Source organism: Porphyromonas loveana, from assembly GCF_003096695.1.
Lineage (GTDB): Bacteria > Bacteroidota > Bacteroidia > Bacteroidales > Porphyromonadaceae > Porphyromonas > Porphyromonas loveana.
Map to the genome: position 1 here is coordinate 1 of NZ_QEKY01000008.1, position 22,012 is coordinate 22,012.

At 50.3% G+C, this 22,012-nt stretch carries 18 protein-coding genes and 1 tRNA gene; 10 read left to right on the forward strand and 9 right to left on the reverse strand.

Annotated features, from left to right (window positions below):
• On the reverse strand, positions 1-797 hold a 797-nt coding region (locus C7382_RS05610), incomplete at its 3' end, for a Gfo/Idh/MocA family protein (RefSeq protein WP_133241534.1).
• Positions 798-1,520: 723 nt separating this feature from the next.
• On the opposite strand from C7382_RS05610, the gene C7382_RS05615 reads away from it, so the two are divergent.
• The 8 genes from C7382_RS05615 (at position 1,521) to rpmH (ending at position 8,565) form a co-directional block, all read left to right on the forward strand.
• A complete protein-coding gene (locus C7382_RS05615) occupies positions 1,521-2,483 on the forward strand; it encodes a hypothetical protein (RefSeq protein ID WP_133241535.1) in 963 nt (320 codons plus the stop codon).
• Between the two features lie 729 nt (positions 2,484-3,212).
• Positions 3,213-4,283, forward strand: coding sequence for a DUF6261 family protein (locus C7382_RS05625; protein WP_116679321.1), 1,071 nt, complete (start codon positions 3,213-3,215; stop codon positions 4,281-4,283).
• A 251-nt stretch (positions 4,284-4,534) separates the two neighbouring features.
• Positions 4,535-5,680, forward strand: a complete 1,146-nt coding sequence (locus C7382_RS05630; RefSeq protein ID WP_243405662.1) for a Fic family protein — start codon at positions 4,535-4,537, stop codon at positions 5,678-5,680.
• A gap of 139 nt (positions 5,681-5,819) precedes the next feature.
• The gene (locus C7382_RS05635; RefSeq protein WP_116679323.1) at positions 5,820-6,374 is read left to right on the forward strand and encodes a nitroreductase family protein; all 555 of its coding nucleotides are present in this window, start codon (positions 5,820-5,822) and stop codon (positions 6,372-6,374) included.
• Complete coding sequence (locus C7382_RS05640; RefSeq protein ID WP_116679324.1) at positions 6,367-7,176, forward strand: Rossmann-like and DUF2520 domain-containing protein; 810 nt, start codon at positions 6,367-6,369, stop codon at positions 7,174-7,176. Before C7382_RS05635 ends, C7382_RS05640 begins: the two co-directional genes overlap by 8 nt.
• A gap of 19 nt (positions 7,177-7,195) precedes the next feature.
• A complete protein-coding gene (locus tag C7382_RS05645; RefSeq protein ID WP_116679325.1) occupies positions 7,196-7,717 on the forward strand; it encodes a KdsC family phosphatase in 522 nt (173 codons plus the stop codon).
• 39 nt (positions 7,718-7,756) lie between these two features.
• A complete protein-coding gene (locus C7382_RS05650) occupies positions 7,757-8,356 on the forward strand; it encodes a Maf-like protein (RefSeq protein WP_116679326.1) in 600 nt (199 codons plus the stop codon).
• Between the two features lie 56 nt (positions 8,357-8,412).
• Positions 8,413-8,565 (forward strand): 50S ribosomal protein L34, encoded by a 153-nt coding sequence (gene rpmH / locus C7382_RS05655; protein ID WP_116679327.1) that lies wholly within the window; start codon positions 8,413-8,415, stop codon positions 8,563-8,565.
• A 307-nt stretch (positions 8,566-8,872) separates the two neighbouring features.
• Here the strand turns inward: rpmH and C7382_RS05660 are convergent, their stop codons facing one another.
• From C7382_RS05660 to C7382_RS05695, 8 genes are all read right to left on the reverse strand, one after another.
• Entirely contained in the window at positions 8,873-9,175 is a 303-nt protein-coding gene (locus C7382_RS05660; RefSeq protein ID WP_116679328.1) for a Dabb family protein, read from the reverse strand.
• A 12-nt stretch (positions 9,176-9,187) separates the two neighbouring features.
• Entirely contained in the window at positions 9,188-10,432 is a 1,245-nt protein-coding gene (serB, locus tag C7382_RS05665; RefSeq protein WP_116679329.1) for a phosphoserine phosphatase SerB, read from the reverse strand.
• 62 nt (positions 10,433-10,494) lie between these two features.
• Positions 10,495-11,655, reverse strand: a complete 1,161-nt coding sequence (locus C7382_RS05670) for a T9SS type A sorting domain-containing protein (RefSeq protein WP_116679330.1) — start codon at positions 11,653-11,655, stop codon at positions 10,495-10,497.
• A gap of 155 nt (positions 11,656-11,810) precedes the next feature.
• Entirely contained in the window at positions 11,811-12,983 is a 1,173-nt protein-coding gene (locus C7382_RS05675; RefSeq protein WP_116679331.1) for a T9SS type A sorting domain-containing protein, read from the reverse strand.
• A 476-nt stretch (positions 12,984-13,459) separates the two neighbouring features.
• On the reverse strand, positions 13,460-15,673 hold the full coding sequence (locus C7382_RS05680; RefSeq protein ID WP_116679332.1) for a M14 family zinc carboxypeptidase: 2,214 nt from the start codon (positions 15,671-15,673) through the stop codon (positions 13,460-13,462).
• A gap of 275 nt (positions 15,674-15,948) precedes the next feature.
• Complete coding sequence (locus tag C7382_RS05685; RefSeq protein ID WP_116679333.1) at positions 15,949-16,818, reverse strand: head GIN domain-containing protein; 870 nt, start codon at positions 16,816-16,818, stop codon at positions 15,949-15,951.
• Positions 16,819-16,949: 131 nt separating this feature from the next.
• Complete coding sequence (locus C7382_RS05690) at positions 16,950-17,660, reverse strand: SDR family NAD(P)-dependent oxidoreductase (RefSeq protein WP_116679334.1); 711 nt, start codon at positions 17,658-17,660, stop codon at positions 16,950-16,952.
• A gap of 19 nt (positions 17,661-17,679) precedes the next feature.
• Positions 17,680-18,114: a VOC family protein gene (locus C7382_RS05695; protein WP_116679335.1), complete on the reverse strand. Its 435-nt coding sequence runs from the start codon at positions 18,112-18,114 to the stop codon at positions 17,680-17,682.
• A gap of 1,033 nt (positions 18,115-19,147) precedes the next feature.
• On the opposite strand from C7382_RS05695, the gene C7382_RS05700 reads away from it, so the two are divergent.
• Both C7382_RS05700 and C7382_RS05710 read left to right on the forward strand, forming a co-directional pair.
• A tRNA-Arg gene (locus C7382_RS05700) sits at positions 19,148-19,221 on the forward strand.
• A 253-nt stretch (positions 19,222-19,474) separates the two neighbouring features.
• The gene (locus C7382_RS05710) at positions 19,475-21,997 is read left to right on the forward strand and encodes a thiol protease/hemagglutinin PrtT (RefSeq protein ID WP_116679337.1); all 2,523 of its coding nucleotides are present in this window, start codon (positions 19,475-19,477) and stop codon (positions 21,995-21,997) included.
• The last annotated feature ends 15 nt before the right edge of the window (positions 21,998-22,012 follow it).

Here is a 22,012-nt window from a genome sequence, read left to right on the forward strand (position 1 = left end):
GTCTTCATGCGGTCGCCGCGGTGGATATCCAGCAATTGGCAGGCCGGCCCCATGCCGTGCGTGGCATAGACGTCGCCGCGAAACTCACGATTGTAGTCCAGACGCCAGTTGTTGTGGTAGTAGGGCCAGAAGTCTTCGAGGTTGTGGATGTAAGCACCTTCGGCATGGAGGATCTCACCAAACAGACCCTGCTGAGCCATGTTGAGGGTCGTCAGCTCGAAGTAGTCGTAAACGCAGTTCTCCAGCTGGATGCAGTGCTTGCGCGTACGCTCCGAGGTGTCAATGAGTTTCCATATCTCGTCCAAAGTCATGGCAGCCGGCACTTCGATGGCGGCATGCTTGCCATGCTCCATGGCATAGACACCCATCTCGGCATGATTCTTCCAGTCCGTGACGATATAAACGAGGTCGATATCGGGACGTTCGCACAACTTCTTCCATGCATCGGGGCTGCCGGAATAGGCTGCGGCCTTGGGGAGTCCCGCCTTGACGAGGATCTCTTGTGTCTTCTCCACCCTGTCCGGCTCGATGTCACAGAGTGCCACGATCTGAGCCCCGGGAATGTGGACAAAACGCTCCACGGCACCCGGGCCGCGCATACCGAGGCCAATAATGCCGATGCGCACAGTCTCCATCTTGGGAGTGGTCAATTGCAAAACGTCCTGCTGCCCGGCAGGGCGTGCGGGAGTCTCTACAGTGATGGGAGCATATCCCACGGCGGGCTTCTGTGCATGGAGTACGGAGCCTACAGCCACGGCCAAAATCACACAGAGTGTACCAAAAATTTTATGTATCATACTTCGTTAGATTTTCTTGCGTGACAAAGATACGTCTAAGTAATGCAACAACAAACAGACTACGCAGCTGCGTTTCCCTTACAGAAATCGCAATAACAAACTCTATTACAGCGAGTTTTTGACTTTTCTCACAGGTACGCAAAGCAAAAAAACGGAGTTTTCACGTTCGTGGACACATATGCAGAAGCAAAAAACGGAGTTGGTGTGTTAGTATTGAGTTTTTTTTTGTATTCTGAGAACTGTTTTATGATCACTTTATGGAAAACCGAAGAACCCCAACCCGTCATTTTGACAAAAAATCGCCCAATACGAAAATTTCACCACGATTTAGTTGTTTTTTTGCGACAAATTGTACAACTTTATGGCACACAACAATACTAACCCCAAAAAGTTTCTGAGAATGAAAGAACGTACACATACTTTCTCTCTTCCAAGTGACAGTTGCTTCTTTATCGAGAATGAAGAAACAATTCAGGCAATGCGTTCAATCCTCCATAAAGATGGGAATCCACTTTTCGTTTGATGAAGGGAGGGACTTATTGCTTTGAAAGTTCATTTTCCCTTAATCATCAAAGAATAAAGTTTTGGCGAATATACTTGTCAGCTTTTCCGTCCCTCAAAGCATAAAATTAGGTATTGACAACCTATTCGCCACCCTTCTATATTATTAACGCGAAATGTTTGGATACGATGCATCCAAACATTTCATAGACATCTGTAAAAATGAAAAGAAAAACGGTTATTTTGTTTGTGGCAGCCATGTCGCTGCTGTCTGTAGCCATGCCCGTTGCAGCACAGCAAACCTCTCCGATTAAGGCCGACGATGTGGTTTCGGTGTGTAGCCCACAGATCCCCATGGCAGTTGTAGGCAATAAGTGGAATGTCTTAGGGCGAAGTGGTATTGCTGGTATGCCCGATGAGATGCTTGACATGTACACTTACGAGTACAAGGCAGAGGGCACAGCCTCTTTTAATGGGAAAGAATATGTATTGATCACGGGTAGCACTACCGCAACCAATGTTCCTCCTGCTTATCCCGTTTACCTGTGTGAGGATATGGAGACAGGGATTGTGTACAAGTTGGTTGATGGAGAGGAACGCTTGATGTTCGACTATAATCTCAAAGAGGGAGATACCTTCGATACATTCTGCGGACTTGTCAATGAAATAGAAGGTGTTGTTTACTCCGTCTCAAAGATTGAGCAGCAACAGATTGCAGGCATGATGCGTCGCGTGTACACGATACAAGCGATACTGCCCGATTTTGGCAAGGCTCATATCGGACAATATACTTGGATTGAAGGTATTGGTGGGTCAGAAGGCTTTTATCTCACTCCGATAGCTCCCGGGTCTATTCCTCAAGAGCTAATCTGCTTTGCGGATACCGAAGGCCATCAATATGTAAAATACCCTGACCAAGGCTGCAACATCTACCAAAATTCGCTCCACGGCATCACGACAGCCAATGAGGTGCGGGTATATGCAGAGTCGGGAAAGATTCGTGTTGTTTGTCCTGCCTCTGCAGCAAGCAATACGGTGAAGGTGTACACTGTTGGAGGAGAATTGCTCAGTCAGGTCGTTTCTTCATCGTCAGAAATTGTGATCACGTTGCCGAAGGAGTATACTCAAGAATTTTTGATCGTGAATGTGAATAATAAGTACAACACAAAAGTCAATCTGAAATGAAAAGATTATTTAACTTCATTAGTAGTTCCATTGTTCTTTCCCCGGAAAGTATCTGCTCGTTATGCTTGTAAATAACAATGTTGTTTCTGGCAAACTATTTGACAAAGAATAATCTGCCATGAGGGACGAAGCATCTAAGTAAAGGATTTATCCTGTTTATATGAACGGTGCCAAAGAGGGAAGTACCCTTTTTGGCACTGTTCTTTGTTTGAGCATCAAGTCCCATGAATTCAACATCTTACACAAAAGACATCTCACAAAAAAACAGAGAACAAACTCAGACTCCTTTTTGGCAGTTTCCAACTTTTCTCTACTTTTGCATCGGCTAAAGCTCATAGCCACTCGGCCAAGTGTCGAGGTTATATTGAATTGGATTGTGCACGCACATATATCTTTTAGAGGTGATAAAGACCATGAGAAGTATGTTCGTCCGGAATTTTCCTAAGGCTTTGGCCGCGGGAGATTCGCATCAGTAGTTTTTTGGGGTTAGGTTTCGATCCGGTGGAATAGGTTTTGATGAGACTATTCCCGAGGTTGCAGCCACATAAGAGTCGGGCGGAAAACACATAGCCGGCTCTTCCGACCACGAAACTAAGGGATACGCTGCCCTGCGCAGAACATCCGGACTGCCCCGTTGCTCCATTCGATGTAGATAGAACCCGTGCTACGCCTCAGGGAGACTATGGCTTTGCCGTAATAACAACTTAAATTAATTTAATTCTAAAAAGGATGAAGACAAAATCATTCTCCAAAAGCAAGCTCCGCAACTTGGAGCACTTTCAGTTTGCACAGAACGTGCTGAATCTCTGTCGTGAAGCTAACATCGGAAAGCTCAACGCCGTACTCACTCCGCTTGAAAAAGCACTGAAGGAAGAGGACCTCCTGCTCAATCCGGAGCGGAAGGATCCGCATACACAAGAGCTGGCGCGCCTCGACTACGAGCGTGGCAACGCTTGGCGCATGATCGCCCTCAGGGTGCAGGCCGACCGACTAAGCAAAAAGGCGGATGTGGCATCTGCCGCTCGCCTTGTAAACGACGTACTCGGCCGTTATCCGCGACTGATCCACCGACCTTATTCGCAAGAGACGGGCGGCACCACCAATCTGGTGACCGACCTGCGTAGCACAGCCATCACTCCCGCAGTGCAGAAGCTGGGGCTGAAAGAGCTGATAGACAACCTCGATGCCATCAACAAGGCCTTCCAGACGCTCTACCTCCAACGACTAAAATCGGTCTCTTACGAGGCGGGTCCGGACATCCGCCAACGGCGCACAGAAACGGACGGCACAATCCAAGCCGTCACCGACAGAATGGATGCTCTGCACAATCTGGAGGCGAGCGAAGCGATCAAGCAGTTGATCATGGTGTACAACAACCTCGTCATCAAGCAGAATCGTGAGCTGGCTCGTCGCAAAGCCTACGGCAGAGTAGCCACAGCGAATCGCCGTGCCGCCATCGAGGAGCTGCTCCGCCCCGTGCTGCCGGCACTCATCACCGACGAGGGGATGACAGTGGCTTTCGCCGGACGCACGTTGGGCACGGGTAAGAATCGCCACTACCTCATCACCTTCTATATGGACGGTGCAGAAGTGGACGACCGCTGGTATCGTATCGAGGAGGAAAAGCTCGTCCACGTCCCCGAAGATCAGCTCCCCAAGCCGAAGAAAAAGAAGAAACCCGCAAGCGACTTCCTCTCTGTTCCGACAGAGGAGACAACTCCGACACCTCCCGCACAAGGCGGTGGTAGCAGCGGCAACCCTGGCAGTGGCGGAGAGGGAAGCATAGGCGGCGGTCTGTAAGCCACACATTTTCAACAAACAAGAGAGCATCCGAGCAATTCGGGTGCTCTCTTTGCATATACGAGGTGCGCCCCTACAGGGCTCACGCATTTTTTCCATGCCTGCAAGCAAAAATGTTGAATGTTGATTTTGACAAATGACAAATGTTGTCTGCCAACTTCATTTCGTATCATCCTTATACACAGAAAGTTCATCGACTACAATGTAAAATGTGTACTTTTGCCCATGACAAATACAAGTAAACAATGGAGATGGATAAAATAGAACTATTCATACCGAGTTTTGACAGCGAGTTATCAGCCCATATTCTGGAGCTGGAACACTTGCGCAGATTACGTATTGCATCAACAACGCACCCTCTGGTCTTTTTGCAACTCAAGCGGCTATTCCACACCTTGGAAAGCGTTGGATCGGCACGTATAGAGGGGAATAACACCACATTGGCCGAATACTTGGAGATGCAAGAAGACCACGAAACCCACACGAAGAAGAACGAGAATTACATAGAGATACAAAATATCGAACAAGCACTTGAATATATAGAAGCCTGCGGAACAGATCGGCCCATTGACGAAATGTTTCTGCGCGAACTTCACGCAATCGTGGTGAAAGACCTATCCACAGGAACAGGCGGAGAGGGAGATCGCCATGCAGGCTCTTACCGTAAGATCAACGTACAGATTAGCGGCTCGAAGCACACACCTCCCGATGCACTTCGTGTCCCGGAGATGATGCAAGGGCTTCTTGAATTTATCAACAAGGAAAATAAGCCTCAATTTGATTTAATCAAGATGGCACAGGCACACCATCGTTTCGTGTGGATACACCCCTTTGGCAATGGCAATGGGCGCACTGTCCGCCTATTCACCTACGCCATGCTCATACGTGCCGGATTTAGAGTGAACATTGCGGGGCGAATCGTAAATCCGACAGCCATTTTTTGTTCAAATCGTGATGAATACTACCGTTATTTGAGCGAAGCTGACAAGGGGACAGACGAAGGCATGGAGAGTTGGTGTACCTACGTCCTATCGGGATTGCTTGAAGAAATCAAAAAAGTGGATCAGCTTTGTGACTACGAATACCTGCGGACATCTATTCTCTTACCGGCGATAGAAGATGCCAAAAAGAACGGACGCCTTTCACAAGAAACAGCAGATGTACTGACCATTGTCGCAAAAAAACAAGTGATAAAGAGCGGAGACCTGAAGCCCATCTATCCGGAAGCAACAGCTACGACCATCTCCCGCAAAGTACAGGCAATGATACAAGAGGGACTACTTGCTCCGGAAAAGGAGCATGGGCGCAGTTATATTCTTTCGTTTGCAAATCGATATATGATGCCATCAATAACGAAGATGCTCTCTGCGCAAGGATTCTTACCCAATACACTATAATCAAGCCGAAGAAGAGGGCAGCATTGAAAAGCATGAAACGAGCTCGGCCACAGACGTTTCTTCATGGATTCGCCTTGGTATTGCTCTTATATGCGAAATGCGCAGGGAAAGAGAGGGCGATTTCATTATCTTTGTTACTATGAAATCATTTGCAGAGTTAATAGAGAATCGTCGCTCCATCCGCCAGTTCTCATCAGAACCACTCGCAGCTGAAGACGTACAAGCACTGCTGACGGCTGCGCTCCGTGCTCCCTCGGGCAAGAACAGACAGCTTACCCAATATATCCTCGTAGAGGAGAAAGACAAACTGTTGGCGCTGAGTATGATGAAAGAACACGGCTCCCAATTTCTGGCCGGCGCAGCTCTCGCCATCGTGGTGCTCGGATCGCCCCTGCTGACTGTGCGTTGGCAAGAAGATGCCGCCATCGCCGCCACCTATATCCAGCTCCAAGCGGAAGACTTGGGACTGGGGAGCTGTTGGTGTCATGTGTTCGGCTCCATCACTCCGAACGGGCAAGAAGCTACGCAATATGTGCGCAACACGCTGAACATCCCGTACCAACAGGAAGTGCTGTGCATCATCGGCGTGGGACGGAAGGGCGAACACAAAGAGCCTCGCCCCGAGAGCGAACTCAAGTGGGAGAACGTATTCATAGGTGAATATCCCGACTGGGAAGCTGCTCCACATGACTGACAGCATCGTGAAAAGCGACACTCCCATCCGGATAGTCCTCATCGGCAGTGGCAATCTGGCTACGCAGACGGCTTTGGCGCTGAGCGAAGCAGGACATCCGCCCGTGCAGGTATGGAGCCGCAGGCAGGCGAATGCCGAACAATTGGCAACCATGCTCCCGCAAGCAACGGCTACGGACAACATGGGGGAGCTGCTATGCGATGCCGATCTATATCTCCTCGCGGTGAGCGACCATGCACTTGCTTCCGTGGCGGCATCCATGCCTGTCACTCAAGGGGTGTGGGCACACACAGCCGGCAGCATCCCGCTGAGTGTCTTGGTGCCGCATCATGCGGCCGCAGGGGTGTTCTACCCGCTACAGACATTCAGCCGTGAACGCAGGGTGGACTATATGTCCATACCTATATATATAGAGGGCAGCAACGAGACGGTGACGACTCTGCTGGAAACAGTGGGGCAGAGCATCAGCCGCGAAGTGCACCGCACGACCTCAGAGCAACGGCTCTATCTCCACCTCGCAGCCGTCTGGGCCTGCAACTTCACCAATCATCTCTATGCCCTCAGCGAACAACTGCTGCAGGAGCATGGTCTGCCACGGCAGGCACTGGCTCCGCTCATCGCAGAAACTGCTGCAAAGGTGCAGACGATGTCGGCGCAAGAAGCTCAGACAGGTCCGGCCAAACGAAACGACACGAATGTGCTGCAAAAGCATCTCGATCTCCTGGCGGATCATCCCGACAGGTTAGAGCTTTATCGAGCACTCAGCGACAGCATCATACGCATGTATCACCAAGAAGACTAACGACACACTCCCCTATCCTATGAGTAGCATCCCATTCGATCTGAAAACTATACGAGGTTTTATCTTCGACGTTGACGGCGTCATCAGTCACACGGTCTCGGCCATGGATGCCGAAGGCCAACCCATGCGCACGATGAACGTGAAAGACGGCTACGCCATGCAATATGCGGTAAAGCAAGGTTTCCTCCTCGGCATCATCACGGGGGGCTTTAGCCCTGCCATCGCCAAACGTGCCGAATACTTGGGCATCAAGCACGTCTATATGCGCTCGTCCAACAAAGTGGAACAGCTGGAGCATCTCTTGCAAGAGACGGGACTCAAGCTCGAAGAGGTGGTGTACATAGGCGACGACATCCCCGACTTGCCCGTGATGCAGCGAGTGGGACTCCCCGTGGCTCCGTCGGATGCTGTGGCGGAGATCAAGCAGGTGGCAAAGTACATATCGCACTGCCGTGGTGGCGAAGGCGTCGTCCGCGACGTTATCGAACAGACGCTCAAAGCACAGGGATGTTGGGCTCAGGGAAACGGATTCGGCTGGTAGTCGACAAAAAGGCTCAAGACATAACAGAACAAGAAGAATATGCTGAATCACCTCAAGCAATACGACATCATTCTCGGCTCACAGTCGCCACGCAGGAAAGAACTCTTGTCAGGGCTTGACCTCCCCTTCGTACAAAAAGTCATGCCGGACATCGTGGAAGAATATCCGGCCGAGCTGCCACTGACCGAAGTGCCCCTTTATCTGGCACAGACAAAGGCCGAAGCCTACCGCGCCAAAGGCCTGATGCAGGAGAATACGCTGCTGATCACTGCCGATACGGTGGTCATCGTCGAGGATATGATACTGGGCAAACCACGAGACAAAGAGGATGCCCACCGCATGCTCCGCACGCTGAGCGGACAGACGCATCAGGTGGTCACAGGTGTGTGCATCAGCCTTTTGTCGGGGAAGAAAGCTTTCTCTTGCTCCAGTATGGTCACCTTCGCCCAATTGAGCGACGAGGAGATCGACTATTACCTCCACCGCTACCGCCCATACGACAAGGCAGGCTCCTACGGAATACAAGAATGGATCGGTTATATAGCGATCCAGCGAGTGGAAGGATCGTTCTACAACGTCATGGGACTTCCCGTGCATTTGCTGTATAATGAGCTAAAGGCCTTTGGCAAATCCAATTAAAATCTCTATATTTGCACCCCGAAGTGTAGACAACTAACAAATCAACATAAAGAACAATGAAAAGAACATTTCAACCCTCTAATCGCAAGAGAGTGAACAAGCATGGCTTTCGTTCTCGTATGGCAACGGCGAACGGCCGTCGCGTGCTGGCTGCCCGTCGCGCAAAAGGTCGTGCTAAGCTGACCGTTTCTGACGAATACGTAGGCTAATCTCTTCGGTTCGGTACGACTCCCCCGCTCTGCGTCCGGAAATATATCCGCTCCGAACACGCAGTATAATAAGAGGAGCTACTCATCAAGAGGCTGTACTCATGGTCGAAAGACTGAGTACAGCTTTTTTCTTTGGGGCTTCCTACACTTATCGGTGTATATCATGCAGCGTTGAGAGGACTCGGATTGATTGGACAAAACGGGGATGATAGGTGATAAGGGATTGCCCTCAAAAGAACGGGGCTGCATCAAGAGAAAGAATCTACTCAACACAGCCCTGCTGGCTATTGGAATTGTGCGACCGAGGTTAAACCTCGTAATCGACGCAGGCGCGTGCCACCTTGAAAGGAGCGATAAGCTTACGCACCACCTCCATATGGGCGGGGTGATCGGCGTAAGCCTTCACATCGGACAGGCTGTCGAGGTCTGCCTCCAACAAGAAGTCGTACTCCTCGGAAGAATTGACGTTGAGGAATACCCGCATGTCGTGGAGCGGCTCGATAAGAGGCGTAAGCGCCTCGAGTGCTTCCTTTATTTTCTGCAAATGGGTGGTTTTGGCCTCGGCTGTTTCAAATTCTGCCAGCCGAAACATCACGATATGCTTGATCATCTGAGTAATGTATTAGAGTTTTTCCGTGAGTAATTCGTCATCGATATGCGAATCCTTGTAGCCAAGGAAGTATAGGATGCCGTCGAGTCCGACAGTGGAGAGGCTCTGTTGTGCAGTAGCTTTGACTTTCGGTTTGGCATGGAAGGCGATACCAAGGCCGGCCAATCCGATCATGGGCAAGTCGTTGGCTCCGTCACCTACGGCAACAGTCTGCATCAGGTCGATCTTTTCTACTTGGGCGATCAGCTTGAGGAGCTCGGCTTTGCGACGACCATCTACCACTTCACCCACATATCTGCCGGTGAGTTTGCCATCCTTGACTTCCAATTCGTTGGCATAGACATAGTCGATTCCGAACTTCTTGGCCAAATAATTGCCGAAGTACATGAATCCGCCCGAAAGGATAGCGATCTTAAAGCCTACCATCTTGAGAAGTTTCATCAGTCGCTCCACACCCTCCGTAATAGGCAGACTCTCGGCTATCTCCTGCATGACAGAGACGTCAAGCCCCTTGAGCAAGGCAACGCGCTGGCGGAAACTATCGGTAAAGTCGATCTCGCCACGCATGGCTCTCTCGGTAATGGCTTTCACTTGATCACCCACTCCGGCGCGAATGGCCAATTCGTCTATCACCTCCGTCTGGATGAGGGTGGAGTCCATATCGAAACAGATGAGCCTGCGCATACGACGGAACATACTCTCTCGCTGGAAAGAGATATCCATATTCAGCTCGGAGGCCATCTCCATAAAGCGACGCTGCAACTGCTCGACATCGTGGGGCGTACCACGCATGGAGAACTCGACGCTCGCCTTGGGCATACGATCTGTTTCGTTGAGCGGAATACGTCCCGTCAGACGTTTGATGTCGTCGATGTTCAGCCCCTGCTCGGCACTGGCAAGAGCAATGCCGGCTATCATCTCTGCCGTGATCTTGCGTGCCACGATGGTAATGATGTAGCGATTCTTGCCCTGCATTCCGACCCAATTGCTATAAGCCTCTTCGGTGATGGGTTCGAAACGAATGGTGACATCCAGTTCGTAACTTTTGAAAAGAAGATCTTTGAGGATGGAACCGGATTCTCTCTCATCGGTCTGGAAAAGAATACCGAGGGATAGATTGTTGTGAATGTCAGCCTGACCTATATCCAAAATGAATGCGTTGTGTCTAGCCAAAATAGAAGTTAGTTCGGCTGTAACACCCGGTTTGTCGATACCGTGTATATTGGCTAAGATGAGTTTACGAGGTTTACTGCTCATAAGAAAGATTTTTTTAATGATTAATGAATGTGTGGTAGGAGATGAATACGCTCTCGTGTCTCTTATTTAAGTGTCAGCTTGATGCGGAAGGTCTTGTCGGCAGCCTTCACCTCGGCAATGTACATGCCACGGGGCAGCGTAGCCACGCCGATAACGGCAAGATCACCGGTGAGAGCCATGCTCCGAACAACCCTACCGTTCAGATCGTAGAGCGTAAGATGCAGGAGCTGTGCCCCTTCGATGCGTACTACATCTGTAGCCGGATTGGGATAAAAACCGATGCGAGCATCCACTGTAATGTCGGCAACTGAGGTACCACCCTGCATATCGGTGTAGAAGTAGCTCTGATCAATGCTGCGCGGGTCACTACTCTTGCCAAACATATGGGTTGTGTGCTTGGTGCGCATATTCCGCATAAGATCGGGATGTATTGGGTGCAGGAAATCTTCGTGCGTGGGGAAGAGTACCGAGGCGGCGGGGATAGAAGTATCGTATTCGAAGTCTTGGGCATAGTCGGGCGTACCATGAAGATCCACTTCCCAACGAATGCAATTGCGATTGGCATCGTAGGTGTAGCGGTGTACAAACTGCTCTACCCACATATTTTCATCCGCAACGAATATGCTATCGCGCAGTTCTACGGGATCGCCGGCCGCATTGCGGGTATAAGCCTGTCTTCCGGTCTCCAAGAAAGGAGCATAGGGTCCCTCCTGCGTCATGATGATGACGCTCGCGAGTTTGTTGTTTTCATAGGTATAAGTATGACTTTCGAGATAGCCGTCAATGGTCTCGATCGTCATTTCAAAAGGAGAAGTCGCACCGCAACCGTAGTAGTAATTGACAGTCTTGATTATCTCTTCGCTTTCGAGCGATTTTCTCGTGCTGCGGATGAGCAGATTGCCCTGAACATACAGATAGTCCTCTACCGAGAAAAGCTCCAACGCGTTCGTGGTCGGATTGACTGAATAGAAACGCACCTGCGAGAGACGACCGTTTTCATCGTAGAAGAGGGAGTCCACGGACTGAATCTGCTCCCCCTTCGAATGACTAATGGCCGTAGGAGTTACATCGTTCACATAAGAATAGTCGTACGTATCCTGATCATCGGACGATGCGATGCGATCCAGTCTATAACGGACGTTATTACCAGACTGCGCTTGCAATGTCTCTACTGTCGCGCAAACAGCCAACATAAGGAGAAAGGAGAGGAGTATTCGTTTCATCTGTTCTGTGTTTTAATTATTAATCCGAGCAAATATAATATTTCGGACGGTAATACGCGCCATAATAATACAGAAAGGCCTGACTCTTAAGTCAAACGCTCCGCACAAAACCGTCGTCGGACTCGTGCGGAGCGTCATAAAGAGTGAAAGCGGGCTTATAGCAGGAGGAGCTTCGTCCGGATCACATCGGTTTTTGATCTCACCTCTGCCACATAAAGGCCGCGGGGCAACGTTGCAACGCCAATGACGGCCATGTCGCCCGAAAGCGCCACGGACTTCACCTCACGACCGGCTGCATCGTAGAGCGTGAGACTCACAAGCTGAGCACCTTCGACACGAAGGAAATCACTTGCGGGACGCGGATAGATAGTAAGACCTTGTTCCGCCAAAGTCTCCGCTGTGCCATTGGTCTGGATCTTGGTATAGAAATAGTTGTAGTCGCACACTTCGGTCAGTCCATCTCCCATATTGAAGAAATAGGTCTGCTTTGTGCGCATATTGGTCATAAAGTCCGGTAGAATCGGGCGGAAATAATCCTCATAGGTTGGGAAAATCACCGACGAAACAGCTACCGCATCGTCATACTGGAATGCGTTGGCCAACTTGGGAACGCCAAAGTCCTTACGCTCCCATCGCGTACAATTGTGCTTGTCGTCGTAGGTATAGAGGTGCGTGTACATCTCCACCCATTTGTCTTGGAGAGCCAGATAGACGCTGTCGCGCAGGACCACGGCGTCTCCGTTGTCGTCGAACTCGTAAACCATCCGCCCCGCTTCCACCAAGGGGCTGTCGGCATTGTTCTGTGAGAAGACGTTGATCCGCGCCAACTTCCCCGCACCGTTGTAGAAGTGCTTGTGGTGCATGGTGTATCCGTCCTTCGATTGGTAAGTGATCTCATCCGGCTGCTGGTTGGCTCCATTATATATATAGGTGATCGTTTTTTCCACCACATCCGTCGCGAGCGACTTTCGTTCCTTGCGGATATGGAGTCTGCCGTTGGCGTCATAGGAATAGTCCTCCACACGCATGAGATCGAATGCGTTGGTGTTCATGTTGATCGAATAGTTGCGCACCTGCGTCATTCGTCCGTCTCGGTCATAGAAGAGAGAGTCTTTGTTGGTGATCATATCTCCCGATGAGGCCTGAATGAGTACGGGCACGTCATCGTTTTGGTAGAAGTAGTCGAATATCTCGCGCCCGTCCGGCACGCTTATTTTATCCAGGCGGTAACGAACCTCAGCTTTTGCTTGCACTTGCGTTTGAGCTTGCATCAGTCCCCCATACACCATCAGACCGCTGCAAAGCAGCCAAGTAGAAAAATGTTTCATTGCTTTCATTTTTATCATAGTGATTGGTAATAATTTTCCGACAAATATACACTCAAAAGCGATTGTAGGCCGTTTCTTGCTCCGTGCAGCGTGCAGGAAGCGATTGTAGGCCGTTTCTTGCTCCGCGCAGCGGTGCAGGAAGCGATTGTAGACTGTTTCTTGCTCCGCGCAGCATGCAGGAAGCGATTGTAGGCCGTTTCTTGCTCCGCGCAGCGTGCAGGAAGCGATTGTAGGCCGTTTCTTGCTCCGCGCAGCGTGCAGGAAGCGATTGTAGGCCGTTTCTTGCTCCGTGCGGCGGTGCAGGAGACCGGAAACGGGCGTTTCTACTCACATCAACGCACTATTTATCAGCAATTTACAGTCAGAAAAGGCATCTTTACCGCGTCCTGACCTCGAAGAGTGTGCAAAAAGAGAGAAACCCACTAATCCGGATAGGGATTAGCGGGTTTCTCACATTAAAAAGGGCTATTGTCGATTTATCCGATGCGGATTTTCTCCGTGCGAACAGCTTTGTCCGTGCGGATGCTGATCGTATAGATACCCTCGGGCATGGCCGAAAGATCGACAGAAGTGCTAACTGCATTGGGCACTGAGCGGAAAGCCGTACGACCATTCAGATCATAGAGAACCACCGTACGAATAGGGGCATCGGCCTTGATGTGGATGTGCTTCGCTTCGCTCTCGTGACGAATAAGGATACCAGTCTGAGCCACTACATCGGCGAGGTTGGTGTCCACGATTACCTCAATGTAGTTCTCCTCAACTTTGGTGTCGCTGCCTGTAGCATTGGTAGCCGTTAGGCGCACTGTGTAATGACCAGCCTTGGGGAAAGTGACGGTGGGATTCTGTTCCGTACTCAGTGCCGGTGTGCCGCCATCAAATCCCCAAAGCCAAGCAGTGGGGTTGTTCGTGGACAGGTCTTTGAACGTTACCGTCTCTCCTTCCTTGATCTTGCGGGGCGTTCCCTCGAAGTTGGCCACGGGTGCAGGCTGTACTGCGACTACCTCGATGTAGTTTTCTTCGGTCTTCGTGTTGCTGCCCGTAGCATTGGTAACGGTCAAGGTCACCTTATAGCTCCCTGCAGTGGCATAGGTAACGGTGGGGTTCTGCGCCGTACTCGTTGCCGGCGTACCGCCCTCGAAAACCCAGCTCCAGGAAGTAGGATTGTTCGTGGACAAATCTTTGAAGGACACACTCTCACCCTCTTTGATCTGACGGGGTGTACCTTCGAAGTTGGCCACAGGCGCAGGCACTGCATTGCCGAGGGCCACGTCCATCACCACCGTCTGACCATCAACGACTGTCACCTCACGGGTTGTCTCGGGATAGCCGTCTGCCTTGTACGTGAGCGTATAAGTGCCGGCCTTGATCGGACGAACATAGAAACCCGTAGAGGCATCGGAATAGACATCCGAATTGCGCTTGTCGTGGTTTTTTATCGTGATCAAACATTTCACCGGCTGACCCGTAGCTGCATCGGTCACCGTCCCTTGGATACCATACATAGCCTCTTCGATGAGATCCAACATGGCTTCCTTATTATAGTTCCAATACTTGGGGAGCTGAGAAGCTTGTACGAGCTTTGTGGAGCTGATCTCCAACGTGATCTCTCTGAGACGGTGGAAATAGTTGGCATTGTCCTGACGGCTGCCGGTGATCACATACCAGTCGGCACCATTGGTGATACCATTAGGTTCCACATCGCTCATATAGCTGGCCGTACCCGCTGCCTTACAAGTCGTGGCATAATTAAGGCTGATGTACTTGAACCATTCATCGTCGGCATGTCTTTCCTTCTTGTTGTCCCAAGGATAGTTTACCACCTCAGCTCCACCGTGTACATTCATACCCAACACGAAGTTATGCTGCGACTGAAAGTCCATATAGGCTTGCGTTTCGGGCTGCCAAGGCATTCCATCGGGGTGATCACCATGCACATCGTCCTTGAAGTTACGGTTCAAATCTATATTGTTGGCGTTGTAACGCGTAGCACCGTTTACAGAGTTATTACCCATCCTATATGTACCATCAGGATTGGTCAGCGGGCTAATCCAAACTTCAGTCTTGTCCAGAATATTCTTCACGCGCGGATCGGTCTCATAGTTGGAGAGCAGATAGTCGATGAGGCGCAACATCACGACGTAGCCTGTGGTCTCATCCCCGTGCATCGTGGATGTGAAGAACACTTTGGGCTTTTTGCCTGCATTCACAGAAGAAGTGAGACGACAAACCAGTAATTCACGATTCTTCACAGACTTGCCCACAGACGATGTGGTACAGAGCGAGGGATAGTTGGCCTGGAACTCATTCATCATGCTCACATATCCCTCATAAGTGGGATAGGTATTCCAATCATTCTTGGCCCCGGGACGATAGTCCATCATCTCGACCACTCGCTCCATAGACGGAGGCGTGAGGATGGTAGGCTTCATACCGTAACGGAGGAAAGCCTCGAATTCTTCCTCATTAGCATAGGCGATAACAGTACCGGTCTCGGCATTTACCTTGTCCACGGACATGATCTGTGCCAGCTCGGCAAGCACCTTTTTCTCGGGCATCTTGAAAGAAAAATAGGCTTCGCCTCGCTCCTCAAAGTTGAAATACTCCTTGGCTCGCTGCGCATGCATGCTGCCAAAAGAAGCCAGCAATGCAACGAAAACGCCAAGAATCAGAAAGATTCTTTTTTTCATAAATCAGATAATTATATTTGTTATTATGCTCTTTGTTAGTGGCTGTTTGCAGGAAAGGTCGGTCTGAATCTCACATTATGCCATGTCGAAGGAGATCTTCTTTTCGGGTTAGAGCCGACGACAAAGGTAAAAATATTCCTATCTGAGCATACACATTACAGACCTAAATTTATCTCCCCCGTCCCTATCTCTCAAAACGAAGGAAAGGGCGCAACCCAAGATGGTCACGCCCTTTGCCTGCTCGCGTCTATGAAAAGTAATAATCTGCTTTTTTCTTATGGTTTTCTCGGAACGGTGCGAAAGGAGGCCGACCGACTTACCTGATGCTCTCCAATGGCAGGCTTGCCATAGCAAACGAAGTCCGAGCTACCCGTCAATCTAATATCCAATCGTTCTATTACCGAAAGCTCGCCATCGCCACTGCCTCGGAAGGTTACTTCGGCTCGTCGGGCTGTCAGTTGGCGACAGCTGATGTCTCCGCTGCCGGCACTACTCAAAACGGCATGGAGCGTTTCGCCTCGCAAATTGACATCTCCGCTGCCATTGAGGCTGGCTCCCACACTTTGAGGTCTGCCGAGCGAGAGACTCACATCGCCACTACCCAATAGCGTGATGCGCACGTTTCCGCCCGTCATCACTTGCCCCTCGACATCACCACTGCCTTTGACATTCACGAGCAGATCTCCATCTATCGCAGCATCGGCAAAAGAAACATCGCCACTACCCGCCAAGCTCACCTCCAACGACGGTTGACGGAAGCCTCGGGCAAAATGCAAGTCGCCACTCCCTCTCAGCTCAGCCGAGCGCAAGACCGGAGTCGTCACCGTGATGCGCACCCCTCGGCGCGTGGAGAAGGAAGAGCCGGATTTATATTTGATCGTCAGCACTCCGCCCCTTACCATCGTTTCAACCAGTGGTAAGACATTGGCCTCAGCCTCGACGACTACACCTTGAGCCGAAGGACTTTGCTGCACCCTCACATCCATACTGCCCAGAGATACGATCCGGTCGAAACGACCTACCTGACGCTGCTCACGTTGCATACGTCCGTTACCTTTAACACCCCTCATAGAGAGTGTTTCGGCCGAAGCGACACCGATGCCTGCGACCATGATGAGAAGGAAAAGAAATCTTTTTGTCCACATAGCGATTCTCGTTTTTTGAATGATGTACTACACCTATAAGACGTACAAGTCGCCGAAATGTTACATCCTATGCTGCAATTGCGCCACAATTTATCCTATAGAAGGAAGAATTACCCTCCTTCCATACCGCTTTATGGCTCCAACCGCCACCCCTCTTCACCATGATAAATCATCTGTCGGGTCATGCCCCCGTCAATGCAAATGTTCTCTCCTGTGATAAAGCCCGCCTTGTCCGAACAGAGGAAAAGAACTGTATGGGCAATATCATGCGGACTCCCCACACGACCAACGGGATGCTGATCTGCATCGGCGCCCTCATAAGCAGCACCTGTTGTATCGATCCAACCCGGAGAAATAGAATTGACTCGGGCTTTACCCGCCAAACTGACCGCCAAAGCGTGCGTAAGCGCAGCGATGCCACCTTTGGCGGCTGTGTAACTCTCCGTCTGTGGCATACTCATACGGTCGCGCGAAGAGGAGATATTGACGATGCAGGCTCCTCTGTCAAAATGCGGCGAAAGGAGTTTTGTCAAATAAAACGGAGCCGTAACGCCTACGCTCAAGGCGTACTCGAACTCTTCGTACGTGCATTCATCAATACCCTTCATTATGGGAAGGGCGTTGTTGATGAGGTAGTCCACCCTGCCATATTTTGCAACCACATAAGCCGCAAATTCCTCAAGCGAAGCTTTGCGGGAGAGATCACCCACGAAGTGAGCACCCTCTTGTTTGTCGATGATACAGACGTGTGCACCCTCTTTCTGAAATTCCTCGGCGACACATTTCCCGATGCCCTGCGCTCCGCCCGTGATCACCACGACTTTATTCTCAAACGCTTTCATCTCAATAGCATGCTAATCCTTACAAATCTTTGAGCAGGCCATTCTCATCGTATTCGAACATCGGGCCCCATGCCACTTCCCAATAGTATCCGTCAAGATCGGAGAAATAGGCATGATAGCCTCCCCAAAAAGTTTCTACCGGTTCTTTTACAATTCTGCCACCTGCCTTACGGATCTTTTCAATAACCTCATTTACCTCCTCGCGCCTTTCCACATTGTATGCGAGCGTAATTCCGGCAAAGCCCTCGGCAACTTTAGGCGGATTTGTCTCGCTAATGTCTTGGGGCAACAGGTCAAGAGGATAAAGTTCGAACTTCGTACCGGGTGTATTGAAAAATACGACATTCGGTTCATCACCGGTTTCGTTGGTCTTGAAACCGAGTTCATCGCGATAGAACTTGAGAGCAAGGCGCATATTACGGACGCCAAGACAGATACAAGTAATCTTATTCATTTCTTTCATAACTAATTCGCAAGATTGAAAAAAACACATCGTCGTTAGCAATCATCTGCTATTACGATGATTCTTCTAATATGCTCATTCCCAACGATTATTTTATTAACCTACAATCTCAAAGATACAATAAAACAGAGCATATCCTACAAGACTGAACGATCGGAATACTGAGAGTGCCTGCAAATTGATAGAGGGAGCCTCATCATGGGATTGGCTGGCGAGAAAAGGGAAAGAGAAGTGCCCGCGAAGCAAGACGTACAATGGGTGCTCCTTTTTGCTACCTTTGCATACGAAAGACAGGTGCTACACAGCCAATAACAGTAAATAAAAACGATGATGAATGACAGACACCTATATGCAGCCGACGGGAATCGTCCTGCAATCCACTCTTTATCTTCTATCTGCATACGGAGTGTTGGCTCCGTTACAATTCGATATGTAAACAATTGTTTTCACATGCCGATCGTTAGGATGACATAGCCCTCCAAAATCATAGCAAAAAGCATCAAGCCCCCGTTGAGTCCGGCTGCGAACTCAACGGGGGCTTCTTTTTTCGTATGCCCCAAAACGGCTTTTGAGACCTGCAATAATTAGCTTTTTGAGATGTAACCTTTATAAATATCATTTCCAATAACGTAAAGTTTACATGGTGATCTTTATAAAGATTGAAACTGAAAATTATAAAGATTGCATCACAGAAGCCAAAACTTCATCATCGGGGTCAAGAAAGATTGATTTTCGATCTCTTTTTGCTCTCCAAACAAACATCGAAAGGTCGCTTATTTAGAACGAATCTAAACGGTCATTCGGTGTTGAAAACTTTTTTCGCACACAAAAAGAAGAGCCCCGAAAGGACAAGAATTAACACAAAACACACCCGCCTCGATCATCGCCGGAAGCATCAGAGACACTTCGAGACTGTTCCTTTTATGAGTACTTCAAACTACCGATTAGACTCCTTCTCACAATCTGCCTGCCATCGTTGTGTATTTGTTAAGACAAAAAGATTACCTTTGCAGCCGATAAAGATGGTCAGGTAGCTCAGCTGGATAGAGCAATAGCCTTCTAAGCTATCGGTCCTGGGTTCGAATCCCAGCCTGATCACCGAGCAATGAGGATGTGTCGAGAGGAAAATCGGCACATCCTTTTTCTAATTTGCAGTATGAGGGGTAGAAGTTGAGAAAGTGACGAGACAAAAGCATACGCCACACACTGTCACGGCACGACACCTTTATTTTATAAGCAAAAGGAGCCGTACTTTCCGTTTCTTCTTTTATCTTAGTGCCCTGAGAATCACTTCTCTCGAGTCCTTCGACCGCTTTTTTCCAAGTCAGCAATCAAAATAAAAGACTATAGAATGAAACGTTTTTTCCTTGCTTTGGGGTTTTTGCTCTACAGCATCATCGTATTGAGTGCGGCTCCCGTTACCCAGTCACAAGCCGAACGTACGGCTCAGAACTTCTTTGCCAAGCGGCAACCCCACTCATTCCTTTCCGCCTCGACCTGCCGCATGGACTTCGTCTATCGGACGGCCGATAACGGACAAGCGCTATTCTACGTATTCAACCGCGGTGCGAACGAAGGCTTTGTCCTCGTCTCAGCAGACGACCGTTTCCCTGCAGTTATAGGCTATGCTTTTGAAGGTCGTTTCGATGCCACGCGTATGCCGGACAACCTCAAGGGATGGCTCCGAGGCTATGAACGAGAGATGACAGCCGTCATGGAAGGCAGAGCCACAGCCATCAATGCGACAGAAGAGGCTGTGCCCTCACGTGATCTGCCGACATCTGTAGCTCCCATTCTGGAGACAGGTATAAATGCAGCAGATCCGATCATCTGGGATCAGGGGTACCCTTTCAACACCCTTCATCCCATCCTCGAATCGGGGCAGCAAGCCTATACGGGTTGTGTGGCCACTGCCATGGCTCAGATCATGCGTCATTACAAATGGCCGGCCAGCGCCACAGGCGGATACGACTATTATGACAATCTGCTGGGAGGCCCCAATACGCACTACAGCGGCACATTCGGCACAACCTATGACTGGACCAATATGCCCGGAACCGTAAGCTCTGATGTAACCAACGCCCAAGTCACGGCATTGAGTACCTTCATGCGCGATGTTACTTTCTCAGTCAATATGCAGTTTGCCGACTTCGGCAGTGGCACTTTCTCCATCTATGTAGGACGCGCACTCCGCGACAATTTCCATTACAAACACAGTCTACGCTATTTGGACCGAGCACTCGTCCCCACGCCCGAATGGAAGGCTCTCATCCGTCAGGAGCTGGCAGCGCAGAGACCTGTCTATTATTCAGGCTCCGATGGAGAGATGGGGCACGCCTTCGTATGCGATGGCTATGAAGCTGATGGTACCTTCCACTTCAATTGGGGATGGGGCGGATTGAGCAATGGCAACTTCTACCTCAACCTCCTCAATCCCGGCTCACTCGGGACTGGTGCGGGCAACGGAGGCTACTCCACCAACCAAGAGATCGTAGTGGGTATAGAACCTGCCTATAACGGAGAGACGGGAACGATGCCCGACCCCACTATCGCCCTACTCAACTTACACCATACGACCACAGACGAAGCCTTCGACTTTGAGGTTATGATTCGGAACTTCTCCAACTATGCCGGCGACGTGCATCTGGCCTATCAGCTCACGAAGCCCGACGGCTCACAGGCCATCGTACCTGCCACCTCTGTACCCATAGTTTGGGAAGATATCGTGGGTGAGAGCACTGCTACTGTGAGCATACCTCGCACCCAACTCGCCGAGGGCAAGAATACCATCTCCATCCTCTATCGAACCGAGGGCATGGCCGAATGGCAAGAACTCCACCATCTGATGATGTGGTGGGTCAATCACATTGAGATCAGCATGCCCAATGGCGAAGTGACCTACACGAAGGCCGATGCACACATTGCCCTCAAAGAGGGTTCCCTCTCGTACAACCTGAAAGCATTCTCCGACGGCACACTCAAGGCCACGCTCTATAACCCCGGCACGGAGGAGTATCGCTCCCGCGTCACCTATGCTCTGCGCAATGCAGAGGGACGGCTCTACCTCCTTGGCCGACGCCTCATGGAGTTAGCTCCGGGTGACCCTGTTGGCGAGAATATCGTCCTCAAAGTAGAGAAACTCAAAGCTCGTGCCGGCCAGTACACCCTCGTGTGCACGGGAGACATGAATACCATGCTCGAAGATGCTTCTTGGGTGGAACTCGCAACCGTTGAGGTACAGCCTCACAGCAGTAGCTACAGCCCCATCCTCGTTGCCGCCAATGAGCAACTCTCCCTGCTGACCGTACACCGCACCGCCCCCGAAGCCCTCCCCGCGTTCAGCGTGACAAATGAGGGCAATGGCTTCAACGGCAGCCTGGCCATTTTTATCACCAGCGCAAGTACCGGCAAGTCTTTCATTGCTAAGGAACTGTCTATATCCATTTCCAAGGGAGAGACTCGCACGATAGCTCCTGATCTGACGGCATCTGCCGCCTTGTACACCGATACTAATCTCTACCCTGACGGCGTCTACTATGTGCATATAGCAGAGAAAGAACCTTGGGAGGTGACCGACCTCTTCGGCGACTATTACTATCGCATGCGTCTTGTCACAGATATGTCTGATCACACAGTGGACGGAGCCGGCTCTACGACACTGAAGCTCTTCCCCAACCCTGCTGACACCTTTGTACAAGTATCCATACCGTCCTTGTATGTGGGAGAGACGCTACGCATATTCGACATTCAGGGACGGATGCACCTCCATACCATAGTGTCAAACGAGACGCTGCGCCTCGATCTCACACAGTTTGCCAAAGGCTCCTACCTCATCACTGTGGGAGATCTGACAGGCAAGCTCTACATTCGATAAGCAACTCGACACCCA